We start from the raw sequence: 25,574 nt of genomic DNA, 5'->3' as shown, positions 1-25,574 counted from the left end.
TTCTTAGTTTTTGCCAATCCATAGATAGGCTTTTGTTATATTGTATTTTTCATCAAATGTATACACCTCAAAATCGGCACTTGTAGCAGCACGATACGCCATTACCTCATCCAAAACCGCCCAATCCTTTCCGCTATAGTCAGTAGATGCGCCATCAATTTCCAAGTGATAATAGTCATTAGTGGGGATTAGGCTACTTTTTAAGTTTTTCTTACGATTAAATTCCGTTCCAGATTTTGTTCGATACCCTAGCGTTATGGTAACTTCCTCCTCTGTATAATTGGTGTAGCTAACATAAATTTTGTCATAATCTATAATGTCATAAATATGCTTCGCATAATTCTTTTGAAAAAATGCTTCCCACAATGCTCCTATACATTGATTCATAGCCTTTTCATCTCCATGTTTTGTTCTATCTTGGAGCCCCACAATTGTAAAGGAGTTCTGTTTTTGGGTAGGATAGATAACCTGAGTCTTAATCGGTTCTTCTTTGCTCAATCTATCCTTGGGAGCTTGGTAAGGTGTTTTTAGTTTTTGTGCTTTTACCACAGTAGAGGTATCCCCTAAACTATCTTTTGGCATACTTACTAGCGAAGATTCAATTGGTTTAAAATCTTCTTTTTTTGTCGGTACAGCAACCCAAACATCTATTTTAGTCGTTTGTTTGTTCTCAAAATCATAATGATAAACCTCTACATTATTGAGATTGGTGGCAGGCAAATCTGACAAGGCGATTTTTTCCCATACAAAACCAAGTTGTTCAACTGGTTGCTCTGTCATTTCTACAACGGCATATTTTGAAGGTTTTACGCTTACTCCATTTAATCCTTCGTAAATAGTATTGAGGCTAGCCGTTTTGTAACCAATAGTCAAGGTAAAATATCCTGCTTTTTCTTTATCAAAATCAGACTGTATCACATAAATTTTATCGTCAATAATGTCAGGAATAACGGCTGAAATATCTTCTTGCCCAAAGGCTTCCCACAGTTCTTTTAAAGTATAATCTACCTCATTATTTTTAAAGGTTGTCAAAGTCGAAATTCCTACAACATTAAACCCATTAGAGATATGGCTCTTATAAAACAAGGTATCTTTTTCCTCCAAATGCTTTTTATAGTCTATGGTATAACTACCATCCTGTTGACTTATATATAGATCCGTATCTGCTGAACTCCAACCTTTAGGCAAGGTTTGTGGGGCAAATTCATCCAAAAGAAGCAATACACTCAATACGCCCCAAACCAATAAAATAGCCCAATACAAAATTGGGTTTTCCTTCCGTTCTATTGGTTCCATCAAAAAAGTCACCCCTGTCAAGAGATCAGGTATTAACCATAATAAAAATACAATTGACCATCCCCATGTCCAATTAAAATAGATGATGGTAATAATTAATAGTAAAGCTAAAATGGACCTCCATTTAATTTTCTTCATATATTCTTGTGTAATTATTAATGAACAATACAAAGATATGGGAGTCGAATAACTATTTTTTTGATCTACATCAAAAACTATTTTCTAGATCGAATACGGCTTAATGTTTCTTGTGTAATTCCCAAAAAAGAAGCAATATCTCCTAATTTAACTCGCAATTCAATGTCAGGAAAATAAGTCAGTAACAGTTGATACCTTTCTTTAGCAGACAAAAACATATAGCCTTTTGAATATTGATCGATAAATGCCGTGTATTCTTCTGCTAATAATCGTCCAAAACGTTCAAAGTCGCTATGACGGTCTAATAGTAGTTGATAATTATCATAACTAATCTTATAAATTGTAGAATCCTCAACTACCTCAACATACTCAAAGCTAGGTTTTTGCAAATAAAAGCTATACCAAGATGAGAAAAAATTTCCCTCATTATAAAACCAAGAAGTAATTATTTTGTCTTCATGGTAATAGAATGTACGTACTGTTCCCTTTGATAAAAAATATAAATTTTGACAGTACTGAAACTCCCGTAATAGTTGCGTTTTTTTGGGTACTTTTTGCTCTATAAATAGTTCTTTTATAGATGCTTTTAACTCAGGCGACAACTTAATTTTTGAGGCTATTTGTTGAATTAATTCTTCCATATCTTGGTGTTGTATGTTTTTTGATGGAGCAATGCGAATAGATAAGTAACTAAGAAAATTTGATAAAAATAGAATAAACTACTTCCAAAATGGTTTATCATCTTACCCAAGCTTAAAATACATTTAATTTCGTTTTGCTTCTTAGATTTTACGAATCTAATTTAAGATAGCCTATATCCAATTCGCAATAATTTTGTATTTTTGCTGACTCTTTTAAATTATTTACGAGTCCACGATATGCCTGATACCGCCACAACAACAACAACTGTTACTACAGAAGAAAAAGAGATGTCTTTTGTAGAGCACCTAGAAGAACTACGCATCCATTTAATTCGGGTAGCAATAAGTGTTTGTATCTCGGCAGTTTTTGTTTTTTTTGCCAAAGAATTCATTTTTAAGCAAGTACTCTTTGGACCACTCAACAAAGACTTTCTAACCTATCAATTAATGTGTCAACTGTCTCAGTGGATGGAATGGGGAGATAAAATGTGCTATAGTCCTCCTACTGTCGATTTGGTAACACTAGATATGGGAGAGGCTTTTTTATTGCACATCAAAGTCTGTATCATGGGAGGTTTTATTATAGCCTTTCCCTTTGTTTTGTGGGAGTTCTGGAAATTTGTAAAACCTGGTTTATACCCCAAAGAACGCAAAGCTGCCAATGGAGTCGTTGCCGTGAGCAGTTTCCTTTTCTTAGTAGGAATTTGTTTTGGGTATTTTATACTAGCTCCTTTTGCCATTAATTTTTTGATCGGGTATGAACTGCCAATGATTAATGCAGCCAATAGTAATAATCTAATTAAAGCAACTTCTTTAATTAACTATATGATTATGTTTACCATGCCAGTAGGCATTATCTTTGAGCTTCCGATTATTATCTATTATCTTTCAAAAATGGGCTTGGTAACCGATGCCTTTATGCGAGAATATAGACGACATGCTATCGTCTTAATTTTAGTCGTTGCTGCCTTTGTTACTCCTCCCGACATCATGACGCAGGTTATTATAGGTATTCCAATTTATATTCTATATGAGCTTAGTATTCAAATTGCTGCTAAACAAACTAAAAAACGGGAAGCAGAAATGAATAGTTAATAAAAATAATACTCCGTTGATTTTTTAGTTTTTTAACGCTTTAAGTTATAAAAAATATATAATACTGATAATCAATGTGGTGCGATTTTTCAACGGAGTAATGTAAAAAATAACCACTATATTTTTGTTTTTATAACCTTTTTAACGCTACTAATGGCCATCTCTCCTACAGAAGAAAACTATCTAAAAGCTATTTTTAAATTGTCGGGCAAAGACAATGAAACCGTTGCAACCAATGCGATTGCTTTATCCATGAATACTGCTGCTGCTTCTGTAACAGATATGCTAAAACGCCTCACCGAAAAGGGCTATGTTTTGTATGAAAAATACAAAGGTGCTCGTTTAAGCAAAAAAGGAAAAGATGCCGCCGTACAATTACTGAGAAAACATCGTTTATGGGAAACCTTTATGGTGGATAAGTTGAATTTTTCTTGGGATGAAGTACACGAAGTAGCAGAACAATTAGAACATATTCAATCTCAAAAATTAATCGATCGATTGGATGACTTTTTAGGCTTTCCTAAGTTTGATCCACATGGTGATCCCATCCCTGACAAACATGGTCATTTTGAACACCATAACCCTGCTTTTCTTTCTGAAGTGTTGGTTGGTCAGCAGGCAATTATTGTTGGAGTTAAAGAACATTCAAGCCCTTTTTTGCAGTATTTACAACAATATAATTTAGTGCTTGGAACAGTCGTTGAAGTACTTTCTGTATTTGAGTACGACCAATCTCTTTTAGTTAAGATACAAAATCAAACAGAACATACCATTACCCACAAAGTTGCCCAAAATTTATACATCAAACGCCCTTAAAAAGTAGCCCCCAGCTAGCTCAACCACAAAAAAAACACTTGATTGAAAAATTCAATCAAGTGTTTTTTATATCAGTTAAGCGTAAATCTTAGTGCTCGTGTCCGTGTTCATTAGCAGCTTCTTCTACCTTTTCACCAACTTCTTCTACCTTTTCAGCAGCAGTTTCTACAGCTCCTTCTACTTTATCAGCAGCAGTTTCTACAGCTCCCTCTACTTTATCAGCAGCAGCTTCAGTATGATCAGCAGCTTTTTTAGCAGCCTCATCTACAACAGTAGTAGTAGCGTCTTGAGTATCTGCTGCTTTTTCAGCATCACCACAGCTTACAACCAAAGCAGAGAACATCAACATAAAAGATAAGATTTTTAGCGTTTTCATAATTATGTATAATTAAAAGAGTTAGAAAGATGGACTAAATATAGTCCTTAAATTATGTATATAAGTTTTATTAGGTTCCCTTTATTGAGGGCATTTGGCATTCATTTTTTCTGTCAGTGCTTTTTCTGCATCTGCTCGTTCTTTTTCCGTTGCATCTGCTCCTAGCAAATCAGCAACAAATTGGATTTTATTTTTGCCTCCCATACATTCTCCTACCTGAGCAAAGGCAATTGTCCCATCCTCTTGTCTAGCATTTTCTTGACAATCACAAGCTTTCTGAACAACAGCATCTGTAATTTTTCCAGAGGCATCAGCAACAGCAGCAGGAGCAGCCGTTTTTTCGTCAGTAGTTGTAGTCGTTTCTGTCGTAGCATCATCAGTAGCATTAGACTGATCTGTAGTTGCCTCATTGCCACAACTTATAAAAAAAGTAGTTACAAGAACTAATAGTAAGGTGCTTTTTAATGTTTTCATTCTATTTTTTAATCATTTAAGTTATTCAATACAATTAAAGTCATATTGAAAGAACTTTTTTACTCAAAAAGTGCTTTGATAAGAGTAGCTAAAATACTAATTTGAATCAAAGCATTGTCAAAAATAAGAAGTATATTCTTAGAATTCCTAGTTTTTCATTGTTTTTTTTTGAATGTTTCTTTAATTTTTAGTTCTTTAGAAATGGATCGTAAAATGAATTTTATAACATCTTTGTCAGCTTACTTACAATTGGCTTATAGCCAAAACGATGCTTGTAATTTTCGATTGAACATAATATTTATACCATGAATTTAAAAAAAAACATAGAAATCATTAATAAAAAAGCTACTCATGAATATAGCTTTATTTATACGCTAGAAGCAGGCATCATATTACAAGGAACGGAGATCAAATCGATTCGATCGGGCAAAGTCAATATGAGTGATGCTTATTGCATCGTCAAATCGGGCGAGCTCTATGTCAATAACATGCATATTTCTGAGTACAAATATGGAACGTATAACAACCATATTCCCAAACGTCCTCGAAAGCTTCTCGTTAATAAATTTGAACTTAAAAAACTACACGGTAAGGTTAAAGAACAAGGGTTTTCTATTGTTCCTTATCGCATATTTATTTCCGAACGAGGCTTTGCAAAATTAGAAATTGCTTTGGCAAAAGGTAAAAAGAGCTATGATAAACGAGATGCGCTTAAAGCTCGTGATTCAAAACGTGACTTAGATCGTATGAGAAAGAAATACCAGTAATTAGATAGCACTAAAATTTAGAATAACTCTATTTTTTGCGTATTTTTGACCGTTACAAATTGGTAGAAATGAGCGAATAAAAAGGTTTCATGCATTCAATAACCTTTTCATTCGCTCATTTTCACCTAACGCTTCAAAAATCACGAATTCACCGACCTACAAATAAGAATTCGATCTAAGTATCTATTGGGAATATGAAAACTATAATTGCAGCACACAAACTCCTTCTTAGCTGGACGACTATTACTCTATTGTGTATTGCCTGTTCATCCCCCAATACCACGCCCACGCCAATGGCAACTCATCTAATTGATAGCACTCAAATAGATCGTATTTTGTTGGATTCTACTCCTCCCCAACCAACTGCGCTAACAGAAGAAGAACTAGACTCTATTTTTAATTTAAATGATAGTACCTGGGTTAACCTAAAAGAACTTTACCCCAAAATTGTCTTGGATTTGCGCTATGCGACAACCAACAATTTCATGAAGCTGCAAATTTATGACTGCCCCAAATGCTATTTAAGATTGGCAACAGCCAAAGCCTTACTAAAAGCCCAAGACGAACTAGAAAAACAAAATCTAGGCTTCAAAATGTTTGATTGTTACCGTCCACAAAGCGCTCAGTACAAATTATGGAAAAAAGTCCCTGATCCACGTTATGTCTCTCCTCCATCTAGAGGATCAATGCATAGCCGTGGAGGAGCTTTAGACCTAACCATTATTAATCTAGAAAATGGAGAAGAATTAGAAATGGGTACGGAGTACGATTATTTTGGTAAAAAAGCTTATTGGTCCAATAAAAATCTCCCCCAACAGGTCTTAGACAATCGCCAGTTATTGCGAAACACCCTAGAATTTCACGGTTTCAAGACTGTAACGACAGAATGGTGGCACTTTTCTTATCGCCGTGCTTGGTTCAAATTATCTAATATGCAGTGGGATTGCTCACCAGACGAATAGGACACAATATTGTTAAAAATTTCTAAACATCTTCTTTTAGGAATCCTTTTTGTATTTAGGCTAAACAAGTGAAATACAGACTACTTTTTGTATCTCTAAAGAGATTTTTGTACTTTGAAGAGATAATCGCCTGTTTTTGTTCTACCTAGGGCAATCTTTCTCTATTGACAAGGAGCTTAACAATAAGTTTTTCATAAAGGGTGATGAGTTAAGATTACTATGGTTATGCACAAGAAAAGCTTGAAGGGAAAGCTTGAAGTAACAACGCAATATTGATTACGCACAATTACATAAACCATAATTTTTCTTACAAGGTTGACATTTGATTGTTTATCCTATTATTGCTTCAATACTCCTTACTGTATTTTACTTATGCTGGTAATCTAAATGAGTACAATTCATCAAAGCTTCTAAACCATTCAAAATTAGACGATATGAAAACATTTAACTTCCATTATATTTGGCTATTAACCTTGATTGGTTTGATGGCAAATACCAACCTGCTTACGGCTCAAAAAGCAGCTAAAAAAGAAAAACCTGCTAAGGCACAAACCTCAAAAAAAAGAAACAGTGCGGCTGCCATTGCAGTGCAGCTAAGTAGCATGACCCGTGAGGAAAAAAATACCATGGCACATTGTCCGCTACACAACAAACATATGAGCCTTAGTGATAATTATCGAGCAGATGCTTCTGATTTTAGACAATCGGATGATTATCCTTTTGCTTATCAACTCAATTATCGTCGTTACTGCCATGTCTGTACTAAGGTACTAGACAAAGAGGTAAAAGCATTTGATGCGGAAGAAAAAGCGGCTAATAATGCCGATGGGGCTACTTTTGAACGTTGCCCTGTTCACAACGCTGCCCTTTTAAAAAATTCTGATTATAGCAAAATTGATTACGAAAAATCCCCACAAACAGAAATTCCCCATGCCAAACAATACTTATTTAAAAATTATTGTAAAACCTGTACTAAAATATATAAAATACAACTTAAGTAACTGAGCAGCACTATGCTGACTTACTTCCCCTCCCCCCTTTAGACAACAGAATCTAGTTTGATTAGTAGCTCTGTTGTTAAATTGTAATACTAAAATTAAAAAACAAATGTTATGAAATTTCATTTGCTCTTCTTCTTATTGTGCTATTTTGTAAATACTTCAAATTTATTATTAGCACAAGAAAGCAAAACAGAAAACGTCCCCGCTAAACTTAGTAAAAGAGAACGTGATTATCTAGCCGCTAAAAATTATGCTGCTACAGTCCACAAAGTCAGTAAAATGACTCGTGAAGAAAAAAATACAGCAACAGAATGTCCTTTACACAATCGAGGCAAAGAAATGCCATTGAGCGATAATTATCGAGCCAATGCTTCCGATTACACCACTTGTTATGAGTATCCATTTGCTTATCAACTCAATTATCGTCGCTATTGTAAAGTCTGTACTAAAATTATGGCTAAAGAATCAGGAGATAACAGTCCTGTCGTGATTCAAAATACATTTGAACGCTGTGCCATTCACAATGTTCAATTAAAAGGAAATCCAGATTATGACAAAGTCATGTATGAAAGAAACCCCAATTCTGACACGCCACATGCCAAGCAATATTGGTTTAAAAACTACTGTAAAACTTGTACTAAAATTGTAAAAGCAAAAAGTAAATAAACAATTGAATCCAAAATCATCCTCAAAAAAGCTGAACAATATGCTCAGCTTTTTTTATTTTTGTTTATCAACCATTATAAAATATAACATCTTATCAATTAATACTCTGTGGGTTTTCTATTTTTTATATCTAAAAATTAAAAAAACATTATATAAAGTTGATTATCAAAGAATTAACTTCCTGACACTCAATACAACAAAACATTGATAACCAACTAAATACAATTATCCATAGTGTATATATCAATCAAGTCAAATAAAAAAATGAATAAAACGAATTTCAAACAAATTTGGTTACTTTTATTAATCTGTTTTGTAACAAGTTCAACCACACTAATAGGACAAGGGAATAATAATCCAGAAAAACCTAAAAAAGTACGAGTAGCCAAAAACGGCAACTCTGCGGCTGCCATTGCAGTACAATTGAGTGGCATGACTCGTGAGGAAAAGAATACCATGTCTCGCTGCCCACTTCACAACAAACACATGAGCCTTAGCGACAATTATCGCGCAGATGCTTCTGATTACACACCTGGAGACGAATATCCTTTTGCTTACCAACTAAACTATCGTCGTTATTGTGCTTCTTGTACTAGAATAATGGAAAAAGAAGCCAAAAATTTTGAGGCAGAAGACAGAGCTGCTAATGAAGGAAAACAAACGTTTGAACGTTGTCCTGTTCACAATAGTAGCTTAAAAGGGAATCCCGATCAAGATAAGGTAGATTATGAAAAAAATCCTTCTCCTGATATGCCACATGCCAAGCAATATTTATTTAAAAATTATTGTAAGATTTGTACAAAGGTATACAAGATTCAACATCAATAAAACGCTAAATACACAGTGCAATGGGTCTTCTCTAGCATTGATTTATTGCACTGTGTATTACAAACTGCTAATTATATGTCGACAATATTACTATTATTAATTGTTGTAGGAGTAGGGGTTTATTTTTTATTAAAATTTTTAAGAAATGTTCAGCCTACTGATGATGAAGTTGACCAAGATTTAAAAGAGCTAAAAAATAAAGTCAAACACTTTAAAGGTGGTTTTATACCTTGGACAGATGCCATTTCATCCAACCAGATTGACCAAATCCTAACCAAAGACAATGCACGTTCTGGTAATGGCGTATTTTTGTCCAGTGCTGGTGATCCTATTTTTGCTTATGCCTATAAAAATTATATTGGTCCTGGTCAGAATGCCGTCATTTATATTCTTACGCTAGAAAACGAATATATCTTTAGAATTACCAACAAAGGAACCGAAGTTTTCGTTAATAATGAAAAGAAAGGACTCATTCGTGAAAATGGCACTTTCTATGACCTAAAAAATGATGCCGTTGCTCAAATAAAACGCTATGGAGCAAGCAATGTCAACAAAATTTACATTGGTGAAGAAGAGATTGCAAAAATTGCACTTCCTGACGCTATCGCAAGCCAAACCTTAGAAATCACAAAATTAGAACTAACAGAATTAGAAAAAAATACAGTCCGCATGATTGCAGTCTATGACTTAGTAAATAGTATTGATCAAGCAGAAGAAAATAGCTAAATACCATTAAAATAAGGACTGTTTCTGTTCCCATTCTTTTACAGATCCTTTCATTTGTCCACCTTGTCCAAAATCCCCAACCTACCTGTCCTAATTTCCTTGATAAATTAGCATATAAATCACTCCAAATTTAAGATTCATTTTTTTAGCGATCACATTTTTTTGATGATTGAAGGCACCCCTATTTTATTTAGCTGCTCTTTCTAAAAAATGTGATCCATAGATATGACTTAATATTTAGAATTAAGTTTTCCATTAAATTAATTAAAAAATCTAATTATGAAATTAATGATGTCCCTATTTTGTGGGGTTTTCTGGCTAATGAGCAGTCTACCTGCCTTTGCTCAAAATGTTGGTATTGGAACCAATTCTCCAACTCAAAAACTAGATGTAAATGGTCAACTCAGAGTACGCACGCTCACTTCAGGCGGAAATAGTGACCCCATGGTGGTAGTTGATGCCAATGGCACTTTCAAACAAGTAGCTTTGTCCCCTAGCCTCACTGAAAATCATCGTAGTCCAAACACCAATGGAGGAAGTGGAAATATCCCAGGCAATGCCTCCACTTTCTTTGTTTCAGATGGCAATTGGACAAGTTCTCTTGTCTTGCCTACGGTTGCTGATGCCCGTGCTGCTGGATGGAATTTTGGCGAAATCATGGTTATCCATAGGTACTCTACCTTTAATGTTTCTGTTGCCACTACCAATACCAATTTAGGAGCTGCCTTAGCCATTCCTGGAGGGACTTCTGTTGGTTTTGCGCTTGGTCGTAATGTTTGGTATCGTGTTTTTTAAAAGCCGATATTTTTTTAGGCATACATCCTTTTGTTCCTCTAAACATTTTAGGTTATACCTTCTTAAAAAAAACTATGAAATCAATTATACGTCTTTGTATGAGTGGAATAATAGTGGGGCTACCGCTATATTTTTCTGCCCAAAATGTTGGTATTGGTACAACTACCCCAACTGAAAAACTAGATATAAATGGAGACTTAATCGTCCAAGGTCAAGATATTTATGTCGCTCATGATGCCGCAACCAATACAGATAATGACTACATGAGTTATAATGATGCTGCTCCAACTGCACTAGAAGGGAGTGGTATTTTTCATTTTCATTCGGACGAAGCTCGTGCTGGTACTTGGCAATTGCCTTCTGCCTCCATTAGCGCTCAAGGTGCTTATTTTTCGGGACGAGTGGGAATTGGGACAACAAATCCCGACCAGCTCCTAGAACTCAATAATGGAGGCATGCAAATTAATGGAGAATTTGGGATTGGCTTTAATGGAGCTCCCCCCTTTGATGCCAATGTTTCTTATGATCGAGCTAAAATTTATTTTGATATTCATTTTCAAGGCACCAATAATAGTGATTTTTTGGTTTTTGAAAAAACAGATTATAACCATTCAGATCCTGATGGTGGTTTTGTTTTCGCCACAAAGGGATCAGATAATGTCCAAGAAGTGGCACTAACTATTCGAGGAAATAAACGCCTTGGCTTACAAACCATAACCAACCCTGCCTATGCTTTAGAATTGCCCAACAGTACGACAGTAAGTGTAGGGCAAGCTAGAGCCAATGCTTGGGCAACCTATTCTGACGGTCGTTTGAAAGATGCGAGAAAAACAATTCCTTATGGTTTACAAACCGTACTTCAACTCAAGCCCTTAGCTTATCAACATCATCATTCAGACACTGATCTCGAAGGCAATATTAAAATTAGTGCTACTTCTACTCCAACAATTGGTTTTATTGCTCAAGAATTGCAGGTATTAATCCCCGAAGCAGTTTACATTCCTAGCAATGAAGCTAAAGACCTTTGGGCTGTAGATTATACCCGTTTGATCCCTGTATTGACGAAAGCCATTCAAGAACAGCAAACTACCATCCAAGAATTGCAAGAAAAATACAAAGCCATCAAAAATTTAGAACAAAAATACATACTGCTCCAAGAACAATGTCTCTCCTTACAAAAGGAGTTAGATCAACGTTAAGGTAAGCCATCCCTTTACTATTTTTTTACTAGAGCTAACTTGAAATGCCTTTCTACATTTAAGAAGCATTCCAAGTTAGCTCTAGTGTTTTAATAAAACGCTACCTCAATTCTTTGTACCAATCCCTAAAATAAAACACTCTATCCAAGTGTTTTTATAACAATTTATAATAAGCTATATTTCAAGAAATAATAAAATTGTATTTGATATACCATTCTATTCTTTTAAATTTGTAATCTGCGCCTCCCCCCTTCTGCCTAAAGTCGCTTGACTTTAATCCCCTTTATGTAATACATACATTACTATACAAATATTTAAAAACACACGAATGATCAAAATTTGATGATTCCCTTAAATTAAAGTTATGAAATCAACATCCCCAGTTATTGGATTTTTATTGATGACTCTCCCTTTAACTTCTTTTGCTCAAAATGTTGGTATTGGTAATACCAATCCCCTCGAAAAACTAGATGTAAATGGCGATTTACTGATTCGAGGACAAGACATTTATGTTTCTCACGATGCTACAGCCAACACCAACAATGACTATATTAGTTACGATGACGCTGTCCCAACTACTCTAGGTGGTGGTGGCATTTTTCATTTTCACGCTGATGATACCCGTGCCAGTACTTGGCAGTCGCCATCCGCATCTATTAGTGCTAGAGGCGCATATTTTGCAGGAAGAGTTGGGATAGGTACCGATAACCCTTTGAGTCTTGCCCATATTTCGAGTGGAACGGCAAATGATGCTGTTGTCAGAATTGAAGCGGACACCGACGATAATAATGAAGACGATAACCCTAGAGTTGAGCTGTACCAAGATGCTGGTTCTGTAGGTGCTATGATTGGTTACTACGATGGAGCTCATCTTTCTGGCAATGTATTTCGTATAGGAACTCGATATACCAATGTAGACGATTGGTCAACCTTCACCATTAATACCCAAACAAAACATATTGGTATTGGTACCAATAATCCTGACCAACGCCTAGATATCAATGGAGGTGGTATACAACTCAATGGAGAATTTGGGATTGGTTTTGTGGGAGCAATTCCCTATGATGGTAATGTGTCTGGCGATCGAGCCAAAATCTATTACGATGGCGACTTTATTGGCACCTATTATGATTTTTTGGTTTTTGAAAAAACAGATGCGAATAATGCTGACCCAGATGGAGGAATCGTATTTACCATGAAAGGAAGTGATAACATACGTACCTCAGCACTAACCATCCGTGGAAATGCTAGAGTCGGTCTACAAACCATTTCCAATCCTGCTTATGCACTTGAATTGCCCAATAGTACCGCTGTAGGTACTGGTAGAGCTAGAGCCAATGCTTGGGCAACCTATTCTGATGGTCGTTTGAAAGATGCAAGAAAAACAATCCCTTATGGTTTACAAACCGTACTTCAACTCAATCCACTTATTTATCAACATCACCATTCAACTACTGATAAAGATGGAACGATTAAGATTGAGGAACAATCGGCTTTAGATATTGGTTTTATCGCTCAAGAATTAAAACCGCTTATTCCTGAAGCGGTACATAGCCCAGAAAATGAGGCTCAAGACCTTTGGGCTGTGGACTACACTCGTTTAATTCCTGTTTTAACAAAGGCCATTCAAGAACAACAAACTACCATTAAGCATCTGGAACAAAAATGTAATCACATCCAAGCACAGTATCAGCAATTGCAAGAAAAATTAGAGCAGGCTCCATCCAATTAATACCCCTCAAGTTTTTAGGCTAGTTTAGAGTTTTAGCCATTCATAAATTCTAAGCTAGCCCCCTTTTTCGATCAAAAATTTAAGTGCTCCAATTTAATAATATCTTCTTTTGCTTTTTCGATCTTCTTTTTAAATGAAATTTTAAGCTTTTCCATCTCAGGAGTTGTCAATAGTGCCTTGACTTCCATTTTATAGTCTTTATTTAATGTATTTAAATACTCGCTTATTTCTTCTACTTTTGTTTGACTGTGACTAAAAATTTGTTGGTATTGTTCTTCATAAACAGCTTCTTCGGCTTCGATTTCTTTTTTTTCTGCTGCCTTAATTTCATTTAATAACAGTTGAGCCAAGTCAAACTGCTCACTCAGATAAGCGGTTCTTGCTAACCTATATGCTTTCAATTTTTTTGCTTTCTTAGTCTGATATTTCTTATTTAGTTCCTCTATCTCTTTTTCATCTTCTTTCCGCTTTATCGCATAACGTTCCTGAAAATACTCCTTTCCATAATTAAGATCATGATTTCTAGCGTAATCAATGGCCTCTTCATACTGATAAAAACATGTTTTTAAATGCTCCAAATAAGGGTATTGCTGTGAACGCACCAAAAGATGATCCCCTCGTTCTAAGGCAATTACTAAATTTTGGTTTTTATCATAATACATTGCCTTAATGGCACAAAGTGTATTGATGTTATATTCCTTAAACAAAGATTTAAGCACCTTATTTTCAACTGAATTGCTTTTTAGCTGTTTGTCAAAAAAATGATCCAGTTGAAACACAGACATTGCCTCTTCCATCAGTTTGTTTTGAGCTGTTTCTGTTGCTGCAAGATGTTCGTTTATGTGCTGCTGGTGCAGTGCATCTAATTTCTGATAATCAGGTTGTAACAAAGCCTTTCGTTCGATAGCATTGATTTCCTTTTGGTAATAATGCCTTAAGCGTTTATCTAATGAGACAACGCTACGCCCTTTCATTTCAGCCAATAAAGCATTCGTTTCAGCTCGAATTAAATATTTTTTTTGAATCCTATCCATGGTCGCTTTTCGCTCTTTCATTAAACCTTTCACTAGACCATCTTGCTGTTCTAAATAGGTTTGGAGCGGAACTATATGTTGCTCTTTCAATGCCTCAAAGGTTGCAATATTTTTGGCATTCTTTTTTAAGAATTGTTGCAACAACGTATCTTTAACTTTAGCGGAATCTTGCTGCAACTGGGGGTAACTCAATCTGAATTCTCGCCATAAACGTCGCACCTGGACTTGAGGAGAAAATAAATGTCGCCCAAAAGAAACCAGTCTAGGGAAAATAACTTGTACCATTACCAAAATGGCAATAAAGGTTGCATTAATCAACAAAATGTCCCACAGCCAAAAATCATTGAGCAACCAAGTTTTTAGCTCTACATCAAACAAAAGATACCAATAAGCCCCCACAATAAATAAGAGCCAAGCGCCCCCATAATCCAACCATTCTAATTTCAATTTCATTTCTTGATTGCTGCCTCTAATTGCTTTGGTCAATGCCATTGGAAGTTGAGGGGGAGCTTCAAAAAAATTATTGAGTTCATTTTCTAGCCATTTTTTAGGGTTTAAAATCATTTCATGACTTCGGTATAACATAGATGGCAACACTCGTTTTAGCCCCACAGTGTCCCCCCACAGCCCCATAATATGAGCAAAATGAGCCTCCAATTCAGCATCGCCAATCGCCACTAAAAAAGCTGCACACCATTCATTGGCAGTGGGTCTAAGTTCGGGACTCTCATGCCCACCTTCAAAACACTGAATAAACAAATCTTGTAGGCCTAGATCCAACGCTTCAAAACGCTGGTGAGGAGGAGGCACAACATTTAGCAGCGTTTGCCGTGTTTTGTTGTGAACAAACAACCCTTCTTCTATTTTTTCATGTAAACTAACTAAATGATCGTAAGGAGGTTTTGCTGAAGCTGCAAAAGGATGAATTCCACACAACAATTTATAAAAGATAACAGCCAAGCCAAAACGATCCCAAGATTCCCTAACGGTCTTATTTTTTTCTTCTGCTTGGCGATAAAATTCGGGTGGGCTATATTCAGGCGTTGCAACAGGAGCTGGAAAAATTGCCACTCCATCTTCAAGCACCTCTACCGAATCGGTATCTACAATAGACAACAAACCATTGGACTGAATAAGAATATTCTCTGGCTTCATATCCACCAAAACATAGTGATTGGTCGCATGGATTTGATAAATTGCTGCGGCAAGATTAAAACAAACCCGCAAACGATATTGCAGAGCCGTTTTATGCTTAAAATCAAATCGACTCCATTCTTGCCCTAATTTTCTAGATAATTTCCCCAAACAAAGCAGCTCTAGTTTTTTGCCTCTTGCAAAAGGCATAATAAAACCAGCAAATTGATAATTGGCATCATATAAGGCATCTATCACCCAAACAATCGCCCCCTCTTCAGACAAACCAACTGGTGGATGTTCAATAAGATAGGCTATTTTTTCTTCTCGTTCTTTGCTGCGTTTTTGTGGATGATAGATTTTGGCAACATACTGTTTATGAGAAGCCGTGAGTACCTCGTATAAATCGCCTTCGCCTCCTCCTGCAAAGGGCTTTGCAACCAAGCTTATACTTTGTCTACTGTGTTTTAGATAATATTGATTTGACATCGTAAAAGAAAGGGTTCGGAGATGATTTTTTTAGGTTTTGTCTATTTGCTGCGCTAAATGGATACTCGCTTGTATTATTTGAAGCAAAGCATCTCTTTTATTGAAATTATCTGGCAACCAAGGTACTTGTACATACAATCTATTTCGTTCTAATCTAAATGAAGAAAATTTAATCTGCTCCAAAATTTCTATCTTTTCACACATTTGAGCATCAAAGATTGGCGCTACCAATGCACTTTCATTGGACTCTAACAGCAATTTAGTTAAGCCATATTCTTTTAAAACATCAATCTGTTCTACCCCCAATAGTTTTTTGTCTCTAGGCTCGTTTTTATGCAATACTAGAGCAACCCAATTAGGGTTCTTACACTGAATAAGAAATTCTAATTGCTTTTTAGCAGGGCTTTCTCTCAAAGGAGAATGATGCATACTTAGTATAAAACGATGTTTTTTTAATTGCCCTTCGATAACATAAGTATAAGCTTTATAATAGGTTGCTGGCTGACTTTTTATTTTTATATCTTGTATTCCAAGAGTCTTATAAATATTTTGCAGCTCTTTTTCTATAGGTTCAAACGCCTCTTTTGCAAATAATCGGTATAGCATAAATTGCTTTTGTATTCTCTAATAATACTTCGTGGATTAGTTAGTGCGCTTTGCTTATGATCGCTTCACTCATTATTCCCTGCGGTCATGAACGCTGCGCTTAGTTTTTCTTCAATAAATATAAAAAACAGTGCCTTTCCTTTTGCAGCTTTTAGCTGCAAGCTAACGCAGCTCACTACCACTCGTACATCAAATTAATTACCAACACTTTAACCCTTTATCGACAAAAAAAACACCTCATTGATAATCAACTGCGTAGCACTCCTGTAATAATCTAATGCGATTTTCCCACGAAGTAATGCTCTAACTAATAGGGATTTTTCTGAGAATGGGTTGTTTTTGGAGAATTACTAAGATAACATTTTACTTTTTTTTAACCAACTATCAATTGTATTGAATTGATAATAAATTAAAAAATCACTCGTTATTCCCTAATAATGTTTGCATTGTAACAATATTATTTTCAAAATCCCCCTTTAGTAAATTTTAATGCTTTTTAATTATACGTTGTAGCCCTTAGCCTATTGTTTTAAAGAACTCCTCTGTATATACCATTCTTTGCAACAAATTGCGTATTTTCTATGCTAGATCTAGCTGCCTCATTACAAGTCCCAACTCAATTCATGCGATTCATCTACTTTCATATCCTCCTCTTTATCTCAATAGCCTGTACGGCTCAACATTTAGAACAGGCACAACAATGGGCAGATAGTTCAGAATTTGTAATTTATGAAGACTTAGATTTAAATCAAGCGCAACAACTCAATAAAAAAGCGGCCACTATATTTAAGCAGTTCAACCACCTAGAAGGTCAAATCCAGTGTCAAATCAATACCGCTACAATCTATGCACAAAAAGATTCGTTCCACCATTGCCTAGAGCTATTAAACGCCCTTGAATCCAAAATCGATTCTAATCATCATTTGAGGGGGGTATGGTTAACGTCCAAGGCATGGGCATTGTGGGGCATCGCACAGTATGAAGCAGCTTATCAGGTTGCTATCCTAGCTTGCCCCATTCTACAGCAACACAAAGATTGGGAGCGTCTTGCAAGTGCCTCTTTATTGGCCACTTACTCTATCTATTATAATAACAGCAGTGATTTTAGCACTATTGATAAACATATAGATCGCACCTATAAAATTGCCCGTCAACATTTGCCACCTTCTCGACTAATTTTTAAATACCTTTACCAACTTTATGGAGCTATCCTTTACCAACAAGGTCGAATTGATCAAGCCATTCAGATCACCCAACAAGGGCTAGATTATGAGTATCAATTACTAAACAAAAATCACTTCAGAAAAGATTCTGCCATTGTGGCCAAATACTATAGCAATCTGGGGAGAATGTATGCAGAGAACCACGACATTGAGCAAGGGATTATTTACTATAGTAATGCGTTTATATTGTATCAAGAATTAAACAATTATGCAGAATTAATAAAACTCTGCACTCGTATCGGAGAATTGTACCAACAAAAGGAAGAAAATACAGCTGCCGACTTGTACTTTTCTAAAATTCCAACTTACATTCCCCTTTTACCCAAAAACCCTTTAATACAAAAAAGAGAAAACAGCTTTGAGCATTTAGCAATCGCTTATTATTATCAGCACTTTAACCTACACGATTCTATTATCGCCTATTATCAGAACAACATTGCATACATCAAAAAGCACCATTTAGCAACGGACAAAGCCTATCTAAACATCGGAACAGCTTATGAGACTAAAGGGGACTATTCTCAAGCAAAATTCTACTATCAAAAGGCGCTTTATCTTACCCTCCAAAAATATGGGCAAAAAGGAACCAAAATTGCAGCGATTTATTTTAAATTAGGGCATTTAGCCGCTGAAGAAAACGATTATCCCAAAGCCATTGCTTACATGGATAGTGTCATTTTGTTTTTGGACGAAAGCCCCCAATCTGAAGGAGATAACATTCAACTGTTGGAATATTTATTGGACAAATCTATTGCCATAGAAGCTTACCAGAAAAGAGGCGATGTTTTTGTAAAAAGAGGAGAACACAACAAAGCACATGCTGACTTCAATACGATTATTTTACTCACCAATTATCTTAGAGACAATTACACCAATAGTGAGTCCAAGTTATTGTCTAGTAATCGGCTTCGTCCTGTCTATGAAAAAGCAGCAGCCAGTGCTTGGCAGCTCTACCAAAATCAACAAGATAGCTTTTACCAACTCTCCATTTTCGATTATGCAGAACACAGTAAGTCCGCTTTGTTAAATGAAAATATTCTCAAATTTAGAAATGAATACACACAAGGAGGAATTGGCATTCCTAAAGAATTGTTGCAAAAGGAAGAAAAATACATTGCTCTAATTGACCGCTGTAAAGAGCGTATTATGGAAGCCCAAAAAGGGCAAAACAAGCCCCAAAAGGCGCATTACCTAAAAAAGATGCTTTTCTTAGAACAGCAGTTAGACTCTCTAGAACAATTCCTTCAAAAAACCTACCCCAATTATCGGTCTTGGGATCATGGACGAGATGCTGTTGTATCCCCCTTAACGGTACAAGCCTATTTAGCAGAAGATGAATTATTAATTGAATATTTTATTAGCAACAATCATTTCTTTATTATTTATATCTCTAGTGAAACCGTCAAAATCAAAGAAGTTCCAAATTTTAACTCAAGGCATTTCAAAGCTAATCTACGTCGCTTAAGACGTTCTCTCTCCAATGTAGCGTTCATCTTAGCACATAAAAAAGAAGCCTACCAAACTTTTTGTACAACAGCTTATTGGTTTTATCACAACTTTTTGGAAGATAAACTGCTTGCCCATAAAAAGCACTTGATTATTATTCCTGATCGAAATTTGCATTATATTCCTTTTGAGGTCTTACTGACAACACCTTCTGGGAACAACAGCAAGATGGATTATCAAAACCTGCCTTACCTCATTCGAAAATATACCATTCATTATGAATACTCTGCTGCTGTCATGGTCAATACACAAGATCAAACCAATACCTCTAGCGGTCAAATTCTTGGTTTTGCGGCTAGTTATGGACAGCAATTAGACTACAAAAAGTTGCCCAAAACAATCCAAGCAGAACGAACAAACGACGAAGTTCAATTGCACAATTCGGTTCGCCCTATACCTGGTGCTATCGAAGAGTTAACACAAATTAGCCATCGATTTAGTGGTGATTTTTTTATAGACCAAGAAGCCAATGAACAGGCTTTCAAGCAGCATTTAGCTCAAAATAAGTACAGTGTTATTCACTTGGCAATGCATGGAATCGTAGACTATAACCATCCTTCTTATTCTTCCTTAATGTTTACAGAAAACTTAGATTCTCTAGAAGATAACCTGCTCTATTCCTATGAGATACAACATCTCAATGGCAGCCATGCTAATTTAGTTGTCCTTTCTGCCTGCAAAACTGGTTATGGGAAATACCTTCAAGGAGAAGGAATTATCTCTTTGGGAAGGAGTTTTATGTATGCAGGCATTCCTAGTATTGTAATGTCTCTATGGGAACTCAACGATGAGACAAGCATCCAAGTTATGCAGTCTTTTTATGATAATTTAGCGGCAAATCAAACCAAAGATCAAGCGATGCAACAAGCTAAACTTACTTATCTAAACAACAACAATGGTTTTATGGCGCATCCCTTCTTTTGGGCGAGTATGATTGGTATCGGCAATCAACAAGCCATTTTATTAAACCATGCTCCTACGCCTTGGTATTGGTACCCACTGGGAATTTTTATGCTCCTTAGCTGCTATTTCTTATGGAGGTGGTTTAAAGGTATATCTCGATGATTTTATTCATCATCCAACGCCGTTTTCCTTTTTTGCTTTCCTGCCCAAAAGACTAACATTCCCCCCATAAAAATAGCATAAACCAAGTAGATGTAAACGCTTTCTGGATCAAAAAAAGAATACAAAAACATTACGATGGCAATGAGACAAAATCCAATTCCTACCCACATCCATTCACGGGCTTGTTTCTGAATTTCCTTTTCCTCATTTCTTTGAAGAATAAGATCATCTAATTCCTTCATTAAGCTCGATAGATCTTCCTGATTTAACCCATCTAATTGTACCATTTTTTTCACCTCTTCATAAGTCATTCCATCATTGATGTGCTTGATATAATCACTTTTATCCATTCTATTATAATTCTTGTTTTTGATAGTTTCTTGCACTATGCTTTTTAATCCTAGTAAGATTTTTTAAGACAACCCAAGGTATTCTTTTACAATATCCCAATCCGCTATGTTTTCAGCTTCCCATGAAATAGTTTGAAATTCTAATTCTGTTTTATTCTGATAATCTAAAATGCGGAAGAGGCTATCATCGTCATAATAAAACAAATGGGTTGTTTTGTCAGTCACAATAGTACCATTTTCTGTTATCTTTTCTATTAATTGGAGAATTTCTACTGCCATCAAATTTCCATTTGCAATAAAAAACACCTTGCCTCCTTTTGGTTCACCATCAAAATAATCAGCATGAATCCGAAGATATTGCTCTCCAATTTTATTAATTTCTAACGCTCCTGATTCCATTACATTGCCCAAGAATGAATTCAAAGGAACTTCTTCTACATAAGTACCTTCTTTTCCCTCTATTTGTTGATAACGCTCCTTCAGTTCCGTAACCCGCTGTACGATTTCTTCTTGACGCTTTATTCGTTCTGCTTTCTGAGTAGCTCTCAACAAGCTGCTATCTATTTTATCCACTTTGGACTCAACCACTGAAAGAGTTGTTTGTTCACCTGTATCTAAGTTAGGATTTTGAGCCTTGTCCTCTTCTTTTTGTTCAGGCAATGTACAGGATATACCTCCGTACAGTATAGCGCTAATTATTAAATAAGCAATTGTGTGTTTCATAATTTCTAATCTCATTTCCAGTTAATCATAATGATATCCTGTTGTTTCTGTCTTTGACTCTAGATGCACACCCAACCCCAATACAATTCTATTCACAAAATTAAAGTAGGCAATCACCAAAGTAGCATCTAAAATTGCTCGATCGTCTACGCCCAAATCTTTTAAAGGTTTTAAATACTTTTCTTGAGATGTCTGGGATGGGTGCTGAGTTAATTGCTTGGCTAACTGGCAATAGAGTTGATCTATTTCGGATAAATCTACTTGGGTATAATCGGCGATTAGTTGGTCTACTTTTGCAGCATCTTTCCAAAAATGGCGCACCGCTTCTGCATGATGCTCAGTACAATATAAACAATTATTACAGACCGACACCACAACGGCCATCATTTCTCTTTGATAGCGGCGTAAAGGCGATTTTCCAAACATAATTTTCATATACAAATCCATGTGTGCCATGATTGTGGCTGGATTTAAGCTTTGTATTTTATGCACCTCAGCCAACTTACCTCTCGTTTTTATCAACTCATCATAAATCTCTTTTAATTCCCCCTCCGCTTCGCCATGCTCAATAACCTTAATATGCGCCATAGTATGTTTTTATAATTTACAGAAATATTCAACTAGATATGGAAGTTGTTTAAAAATGATCTTAACAAAAATAATAAAATATTATTTGATTGAGTTTTATTTTATTTTACCAATGGGATCGTTCTATTATCAATTTCACCAAAATGTACAGTTGATGTTTTTTTTAATAAAATCCATAGCCGATAAATTCACTTCCATTCCCAAACATTAACATCTTTTCTACTTAAAGTGCACAATATTTGAGAAGGCTCTAGCAGCTACTACTTCATTATTTAATTTATATAAAAATAACAATGAAATACCTTTTATTAAGTTTTTTTATTCTACTTCAGGTAGAATCCATCTCTGCACAAAAAAGAAAAAAAGAAACCAAACCTGCCCCCATTCTTACACATTATACCCAAACGGTTCGGGGTATTATTATAGACAAAGAAACCCAGCAACCATTAGTAGGAGCTAACATTGAATTGATCCACATAGATAGTATCTTGGGTACTTCATCAGATATAGATGGAAAATTTAAGCTCGAAAATGTTCCTGTTGGTCGTCGATCGCTCGCCATTACTTATTTAGGCTATAAAGAACAAATCATATCCAATTTAGAGGTTATCACAGGACACGAAAAAGTACTTACGATTGCTCTAGAAGAAGAAGCTTTTACGAGTACTGTCGTAACGGTTATTGCCAACCAACAAGACAAAGATAAAGCAATTAACGAAATGGCACTCAGCTCTGTTCGCCAATTTAGAATCGAAGAGTCCGAGCGTTATGCTGGATCTAGAGCAGATGTATCTCGCATGGCGGCTAATTATGCGGGTGTAGCTGCGCCCAATGACAATAGAAATGATATTATCATTAGAGGAAACTCTCCTTTGGGGTTATTGTGGCGTTTAGAGGGGGTAGATATTCCCAACCCCAATCACTTTGGCGGTTTTGGAACCACAGGCGGTCCAGTAAGTATGCTAAACAGCAATGTTTTGGCTAGCTCTGACTTTTTTACAGGAGCCTTCCCTGCCGAATATGGGAATGCCAATGCAGGAGTGTTTGACCTTAAGATGCGAAAGGGAAACAATGAAAAATTCCAATTCTTGGGGCAATTGGGGTTCAATGGCATTGAACTAGGTGCTGAAGGTCCTCTTAGTAAGAAAAAAGGACACTCCTTTTTGGCAAATTATCGCTATTCAACTCTAGGTTTATTTAAATTAATGGGCATCAATTTTGGGCTAATAGGAACACCAGAATACCAAGATCTAAACTTTAAGTTTCATTTTCCAGATGCCAAAATAGGAACCTTCACCGTGTTTGGGCTTGGAGGAATTAGCGCCATCAATTTATTAGAAAGCACCCTTGATAAAGACAAAATTGATGGTGGCTTTGGCGAAGATCTTCGCAATGGTACACAAATGGCGGTATTGGGCGTCTCTCACCTTTACTTTCTAACCGATAAATCCTACCTCAAAAGTACGATAGCAGGCACGCTGCAACGAGAGTGGTCTACCATTTCTAAATTAGATCAAAACAATGAGAACCCTGATTATTTTTATGGAGGTTCTTTCTTACAGACCAAAGCAATGGCTCGCATCACTTATCATAATAAGCTCAATGCTCGTTTTAACATAAAGGCAGGGCTAACGGGAAATTATTATTTTGCCAAATTTTTGGACAGCGTACAAATTGCTCCTATTGGCTTTGTTCCCATCCGTGACTTTGAAGGGCATGCAGGCATGACACAGGTATTTCTGCAAGGAAAGTATAAAATTACTCCATTCATGTCTGCCGTAGCAGGCGTTTACAGCCAATGGTTAATGCACAATAACAGTGTTTCTGTAGAACCAAGATTCGCCATCCAATTTAAAGCAAGCCAATCGACTCGTTTTGCCTTAGCTTATGGTCGTCATGCTCAATCTCAGCCCTTTCCTATTTATTTTACGCAATCTCGAATCGGTCAAGATGCTTATGTACAAAGCAACCTGAATTTAGATTTCACCTATAGCAATCATGCTGTTTTTAGCTACGATCAGTCAATAGGTGCAGATTTTAGGGTCAAACTTGAAGCCTATTTTCAGCACATTACCAATGCTCCTGTACAAAGTGTTCCAAGTACCTACTCTTTGCTAAACTATGGTACCAGTTTTGGGCTTACTCATGTAGATAGTTTGGTTAATGCTGGTTTGGGGCGCAATTATGGTGTAGAGCTAACACTTGAGAAGTTTTTTACAAAAGGTTACTATTTTCTCGTCACAGCCTCCCTTTTTCAGTCCGAATATCAAGGCTCTGACCAACAATGGCACAGCACTGCCTTCAACAGCAATTATGTCGCCAATGCTTTGGGTGGGTACGAGGTAAAAATCGGGAAAAAGAAAAATCTTGCGCTGGCTTTTAATCTAAAAATGACCGTTGCTGGAGGTCGTCGTTATACACCAATTGACTTGGAAGCCTCTAACAGAGTTGGTGCTGTTACTTATGTCGAAAACTCAACCAATAGTGCTCGTTATCCAACCTATCTTAAACCAGATTTACAAATTGTCTTCCGAAATAATTCCAAGCATTATTCAGAAGTTTATACCCTTAGTCTAGAAAATTTCATTAATTATAAAAACATCTTGAACCAAGATTATGATGCGGTCAATAAGACCATAAAAACGATCTTCCAATTGGGAATTTTTCCTTCCTTTACCTATCGTATTACCTTTTAGGCATAGAAGTTCGATACCATAAAAAAGGGCTGTCAGAATCTTTTTCCTGACAGCCTAGTCGAACTTACCTCATATTCAGAGATAACTTTAGGGATCACTACGTCCTAAGTGTACTGCAAAATTACACAAATATTATTTTTAATAAAATATTTACCAGAAAATATATTAATTATTTAATAATCAGAGCAACATCACCCTTTTCTTGCTAACAATTCTTTCATTTTCAAGCGTTTTTTTTGTTGACTTGATGATTCTTTGCCAACTCGATATAAACAAATAAATCATCCTTCCGATAAGATCGAATCCAATAAATCGGTTTGGGTATTGTTTTTATCTGTTGCAATAGCCCAACATTCATTTGTTCGGATAGAAAAATACAAGGCACGTCATAAAATTTTCTTATTTTTTGTGCAGCCTGCAAATTCCCTTGCTCTTTTTGAAATTGGAGCGGAAGTAAAATCAACTCTATAGATTGTGACATAGTCGCTAACAACGCTAAGTTGCTAAGTGCTAATACCTCAAAAGGATAGTCCAATTCACAAAGCATTCGACTTAGATATTTAATCATCCCAGCATGACTACTTATAATTAGAATTGATCTAGAAGGCATACTTAATAACTATTATTAGAACTACTTTTATCAAACAT

The 25,574-nt window shown here is 35.9% G+C and carries 23 protein-coding genes; 13 read left to right on the top strand and 10 right to left on the bottom strand.

What is annotated here, in order from left to right; translation table 11 throughout:
* Positions 1-3: 3 nt before the first annotated feature.
* Positions 4-1,434 carry a GyrI-like domain-containing protein gene (locus AsAng_RS28060; RefSeq protein ID WP_264790470.1) on the bottom strand — a complete coding sequence of 477 codons (1,431 nt, stop codon included), beginning with the start codon at positions 1,432-1,434 and terminating at the stop codon, positions 4-6.
* 77 nt (positions 1,435-1,511) lie between these two features.
* Complete coding sequence (locus AsAng_RS28055; RefSeq protein ID WP_264790469.1) at positions 1,512-2,075, bottom strand: Crp/Fnr family transcriptional regulator; 564 nt, start codon at positions 2,073-2,075, stop codon at positions 1,512-1,514.
* A gap of 201 nt (positions 2,076-2,276) precedes the next feature.
* Here AsAng_RS28055 and tatC point away from each other — a divergent pair, with 201 nt between their 5' ends.
* Both tatC and AsAng_RS28045 read left to right on the top strand, forming a co-directional pair.
* Positions 2,277-3,170 carry a twin-arginine translocase subunit TatC gene (gene tatC / locus AsAng_RS28050; RefSeq protein ID WP_264790468.1) on the top strand — a complete coding sequence of 298 codons (894 nt, stop codon included), beginning with the start codon at positions 2,277-2,279 and terminating at the stop codon, positions 3,168-3,170.
* Positions 3,171-3,323: 153 nt separating this feature from the next.
* Positions 3,324-3,986: a metal-dependent transcriptional regulator gene (locus AsAng_RS28045; RefSeq protein WP_264790467.1), complete on the top strand. Its 663-nt coding sequence runs from the start codon at positions 3,324-3,326 to the stop codon at positions 3,984-3,986.
* An 88-nt stretch (positions 3,987-4,074) separates the two neighbouring features.
* Here AsAng_RS28045 and AsAng_RS28040 read toward each other — a convergent pair whose 3' ends face one another.
* Positions 4,075-4,362 carry a hypothetical protein gene (locus AsAng_RS28040; protein ID WP_264790466.1) on the bottom strand — a complete coding sequence of 96 codons (288 nt, stop codon included), beginning with the start codon at positions 4,360-4,362 and terminating at the stop codon, positions 4,075-4,077.
* 81 nt (positions 4,363-4,443) lie between these two features.
* On the bottom strand, positions 4,444-4,836 hold the full coding sequence (locus AsAng_RS28035; RefSeq protein ID WP_264790465.1) for a hypothetical protein: 393 nt from the start codon (positions 4,834-4,836) through the stop codon (positions 4,444-4,446).
* A 305-nt stretch (positions 4,837-5,141) separates the two neighbouring features.
* Here AsAng_RS28035 and smpB point away from each other — a divergent pair, with 305 nt between their 5' ends.
* The 9 genes from smpB to AsAng_RS27990 all read left to right on the top strand — a co-directional run bounded on the left by smpB (position 5,142) and on the right by AsAng_RS27990 (position 13,512).
* Positions 5,142-5,603 (top strand): SsrA-binding protein SmpB, encoded by a 462-nt coding sequence (gene smpB, locus AsAng_RS28030; RefSeq protein ID WP_264790464.1) that lies wholly within the window; start codon positions 5,142-5,144, stop codon positions 5,601-5,603.
* A gap of 194 nt (positions 5,604-5,797) precedes the next feature.
* A complete protein-coding gene (locus AsAng_RS28025) occupies positions 5,798-6,565 on the top strand; it encodes a M15 family metallopeptidase (protein ID WP_264790463.1) in 768 nt (255 codons plus the stop codon).
* Positions 6,566-6,999: 434 nt separating this feature from the next.
* On the top strand, positions 7,000-7,566 hold the full coding sequence (locus AsAng_RS28020) for a hypothetical protein (protein WP_264790462.1): 567 nt from the start codon (positions 7,000-7,002) through the stop codon (positions 7,564-7,566).
* Between the two features lie 111 nt (positions 7,567-7,677).
* Complete coding sequence (locus tag AsAng_RS28015; protein WP_264790461.1) at positions 7,678-8,232, top strand: hypothetical protein; 555 nt, start codon at positions 7,678-7,680, stop codon at positions 8,230-8,232.
* 264 nt (positions 8,233-8,496) lie between these two features.
* Positions 8,497-9,060 carry a hypothetical protein gene (locus tag AsAng_RS28010; protein WP_264790460.1) on the top strand — a complete coding sequence of 188 codons (564 nt, stop codon included), beginning with the start codon at positions 8,497-8,499 and terminating at the stop codon, positions 9,058-9,060.
* Between the two features lie 75 nt (positions 9,061-9,135).
* On the top strand, positions 9,136-9,786 hold the full coding sequence (locus AsAng_RS28005; RefSeq protein WP_264790459.1) for a hypothetical protein: 651 nt from the start codon (positions 9,136-9,138) through the stop codon (positions 9,784-9,786).
* Positions 9,787-10,065: 279 nt separating this feature from the next.
* A complete protein-coding gene (locus tag AsAng_RS28000; protein ID WP_264790458.1) occupies positions 10,066-10,581 on the top strand; it encodes a hypothetical protein in 516 nt (171 codons plus the stop codon).
* A gap of 74 nt (positions 10,582-10,655) precedes the next feature.
* Positions 10,656-11,780 (top strand): tail fiber domain-containing protein, encoded by a 1,125-nt coding sequence (locus AsAng_RS27995; protein WP_264790457.1) that lies wholly within the window; start codon positions 10,656-10,658, stop codon positions 11,778-11,780.
* A 364-nt stretch (positions 11,781-12,144) separates the two neighbouring features.
* The gene (locus AsAng_RS27990) at positions 12,145-13,512 is read left to right on the top strand and encodes a tail fiber domain-containing protein (protein ID WP_264790456.1); all 1,368 of its coding nucleotides are present in this window, start codon (positions 12,145-12,147) and stop codon (positions 13,510-13,512) included.
* A 71-nt stretch (positions 13,513-13,583) separates the two neighbouring features.
* Here AsAng_RS27990 and AsAng_RS27985 read toward each other — a convergent pair whose 3' ends face one another.
* Complete coding sequence (locus tag AsAng_RS27985) at positions 13,584-16,169, bottom strand: protein kinase domain-containing protein (RefSeq protein ID WP_264790455.1); 2,586 nt, start codon at positions 16,167-16,169, stop codon at positions 13,584-13,586.
* A gap of 30 nt (positions 16,170-16,199) precedes the next feature.
* Positions 16,200-16,775, bottom strand: coding sequence for a hypothetical protein (locus tag AsAng_RS27980; RefSeq protein WP_264790454.1), 576 nt, complete (start codon positions 16,773-16,775; stop codon positions 16,200-16,202).
* 623 nt (positions 16,776-17,398) lie between these two features.
* Here AsAng_RS27980 and AsAng_RS27975 point away from each other — a divergent pair.
* Positions 17,399-20,569 (top strand): CHAT domain-containing protein, encoded by a 3,171-nt coding sequence (locus AsAng_RS27975; protein WP_264790453.1) that lies wholly within the window; start codon positions 17,399-17,401, stop codon positions 20,567-20,569.
* A gap of 2 nt (positions 20,570-20,571) precedes the next feature.
* Here the strand turns inward: AsAng_RS27975 and AsAng_RS27970 are convergent, their stop codons facing one another.
* The 3 genes from AsAng_RS27970 to AsAng_RS27960 all read right to left on the bottom strand — a co-directional run bounded on the left by AsAng_RS27970 (position 20,572) and on the right by AsAng_RS27960 (position 22,230).
* Complete coding sequence (locus tag AsAng_RS27970) at positions 20,572-20,919, bottom strand: hypothetical protein (RefSeq protein ID WP_264790452.1); 348 nt, start codon at positions 20,917-20,919, stop codon at positions 20,572-20,574.
* Between the two features lie 63 nt (positions 20,920-20,982).
* The gene (locus AsAng_RS27965) at positions 20,983-21,642 is read right to left on the bottom strand and encodes a hypothetical protein (RefSeq protein ID WP_264790451.1); all 660 of its coding nucleotides are present in this window, start codon (positions 21,640-21,642) and stop codon (positions 20,983-20,985) included.
* Positions 21,643-21,663: 21 nt separating this feature from the next.
* The gene (locus AsAng_RS27960) at positions 21,664-22,230 is read right to left on the bottom strand and encodes a peroxidase-related enzyme (RefSeq protein ID WP_264790450.1); all 567 of its coding nucleotides are present in this window, start codon (positions 22,228-22,230) and stop codon (positions 21,664-21,666) included.
* A 293-nt stretch (positions 22,231-22,523) separates the two neighbouring features.
* Between AsAng_RS27960 and AsAng_RS27955 the strand changes: the two genes are divergently transcribed.
* Positions 22,524-24,926 carry a TonB-dependent receptor gene (locus tag AsAng_RS27955; RefSeq protein WP_264790449.1) on the top strand — a complete coding sequence of 801 codons (2,403 nt, stop codon included), beginning with the start codon at positions 22,524-22,526 and terminating at the stop codon, positions 24,924-24,926.
* A gap of 223 nt (positions 24,927-25,149) precedes the next feature.
* Here the strand turns inward: AsAng_RS27955 and AsAng_RS27950 are convergent, their stop codons facing one another.
* On the bottom strand, positions 25,150-25,536 hold the full coding sequence (locus tag AsAng_RS27950) for a response regulator (protein WP_264790448.1): 387 nt from the start codon (positions 25,534-25,536) through the stop codon (positions 25,150-25,152).
* Between the last annotated feature and the right edge of the window lie 38 nt (positions 25,537-25,574).

The organism is Aureispira anguillae (assembly GCF_026000115.1).
In the GTDB taxonomy this organism is placed as follows: Bacteria; Bacteroidota; Bacteroidia; order Chitinophagales; family Saprospiraceae; genus Aureispira; species Aureispira anguillae.
This window is presented reverse-complemented; position numbering and strand designations above follow the sequence as displayed.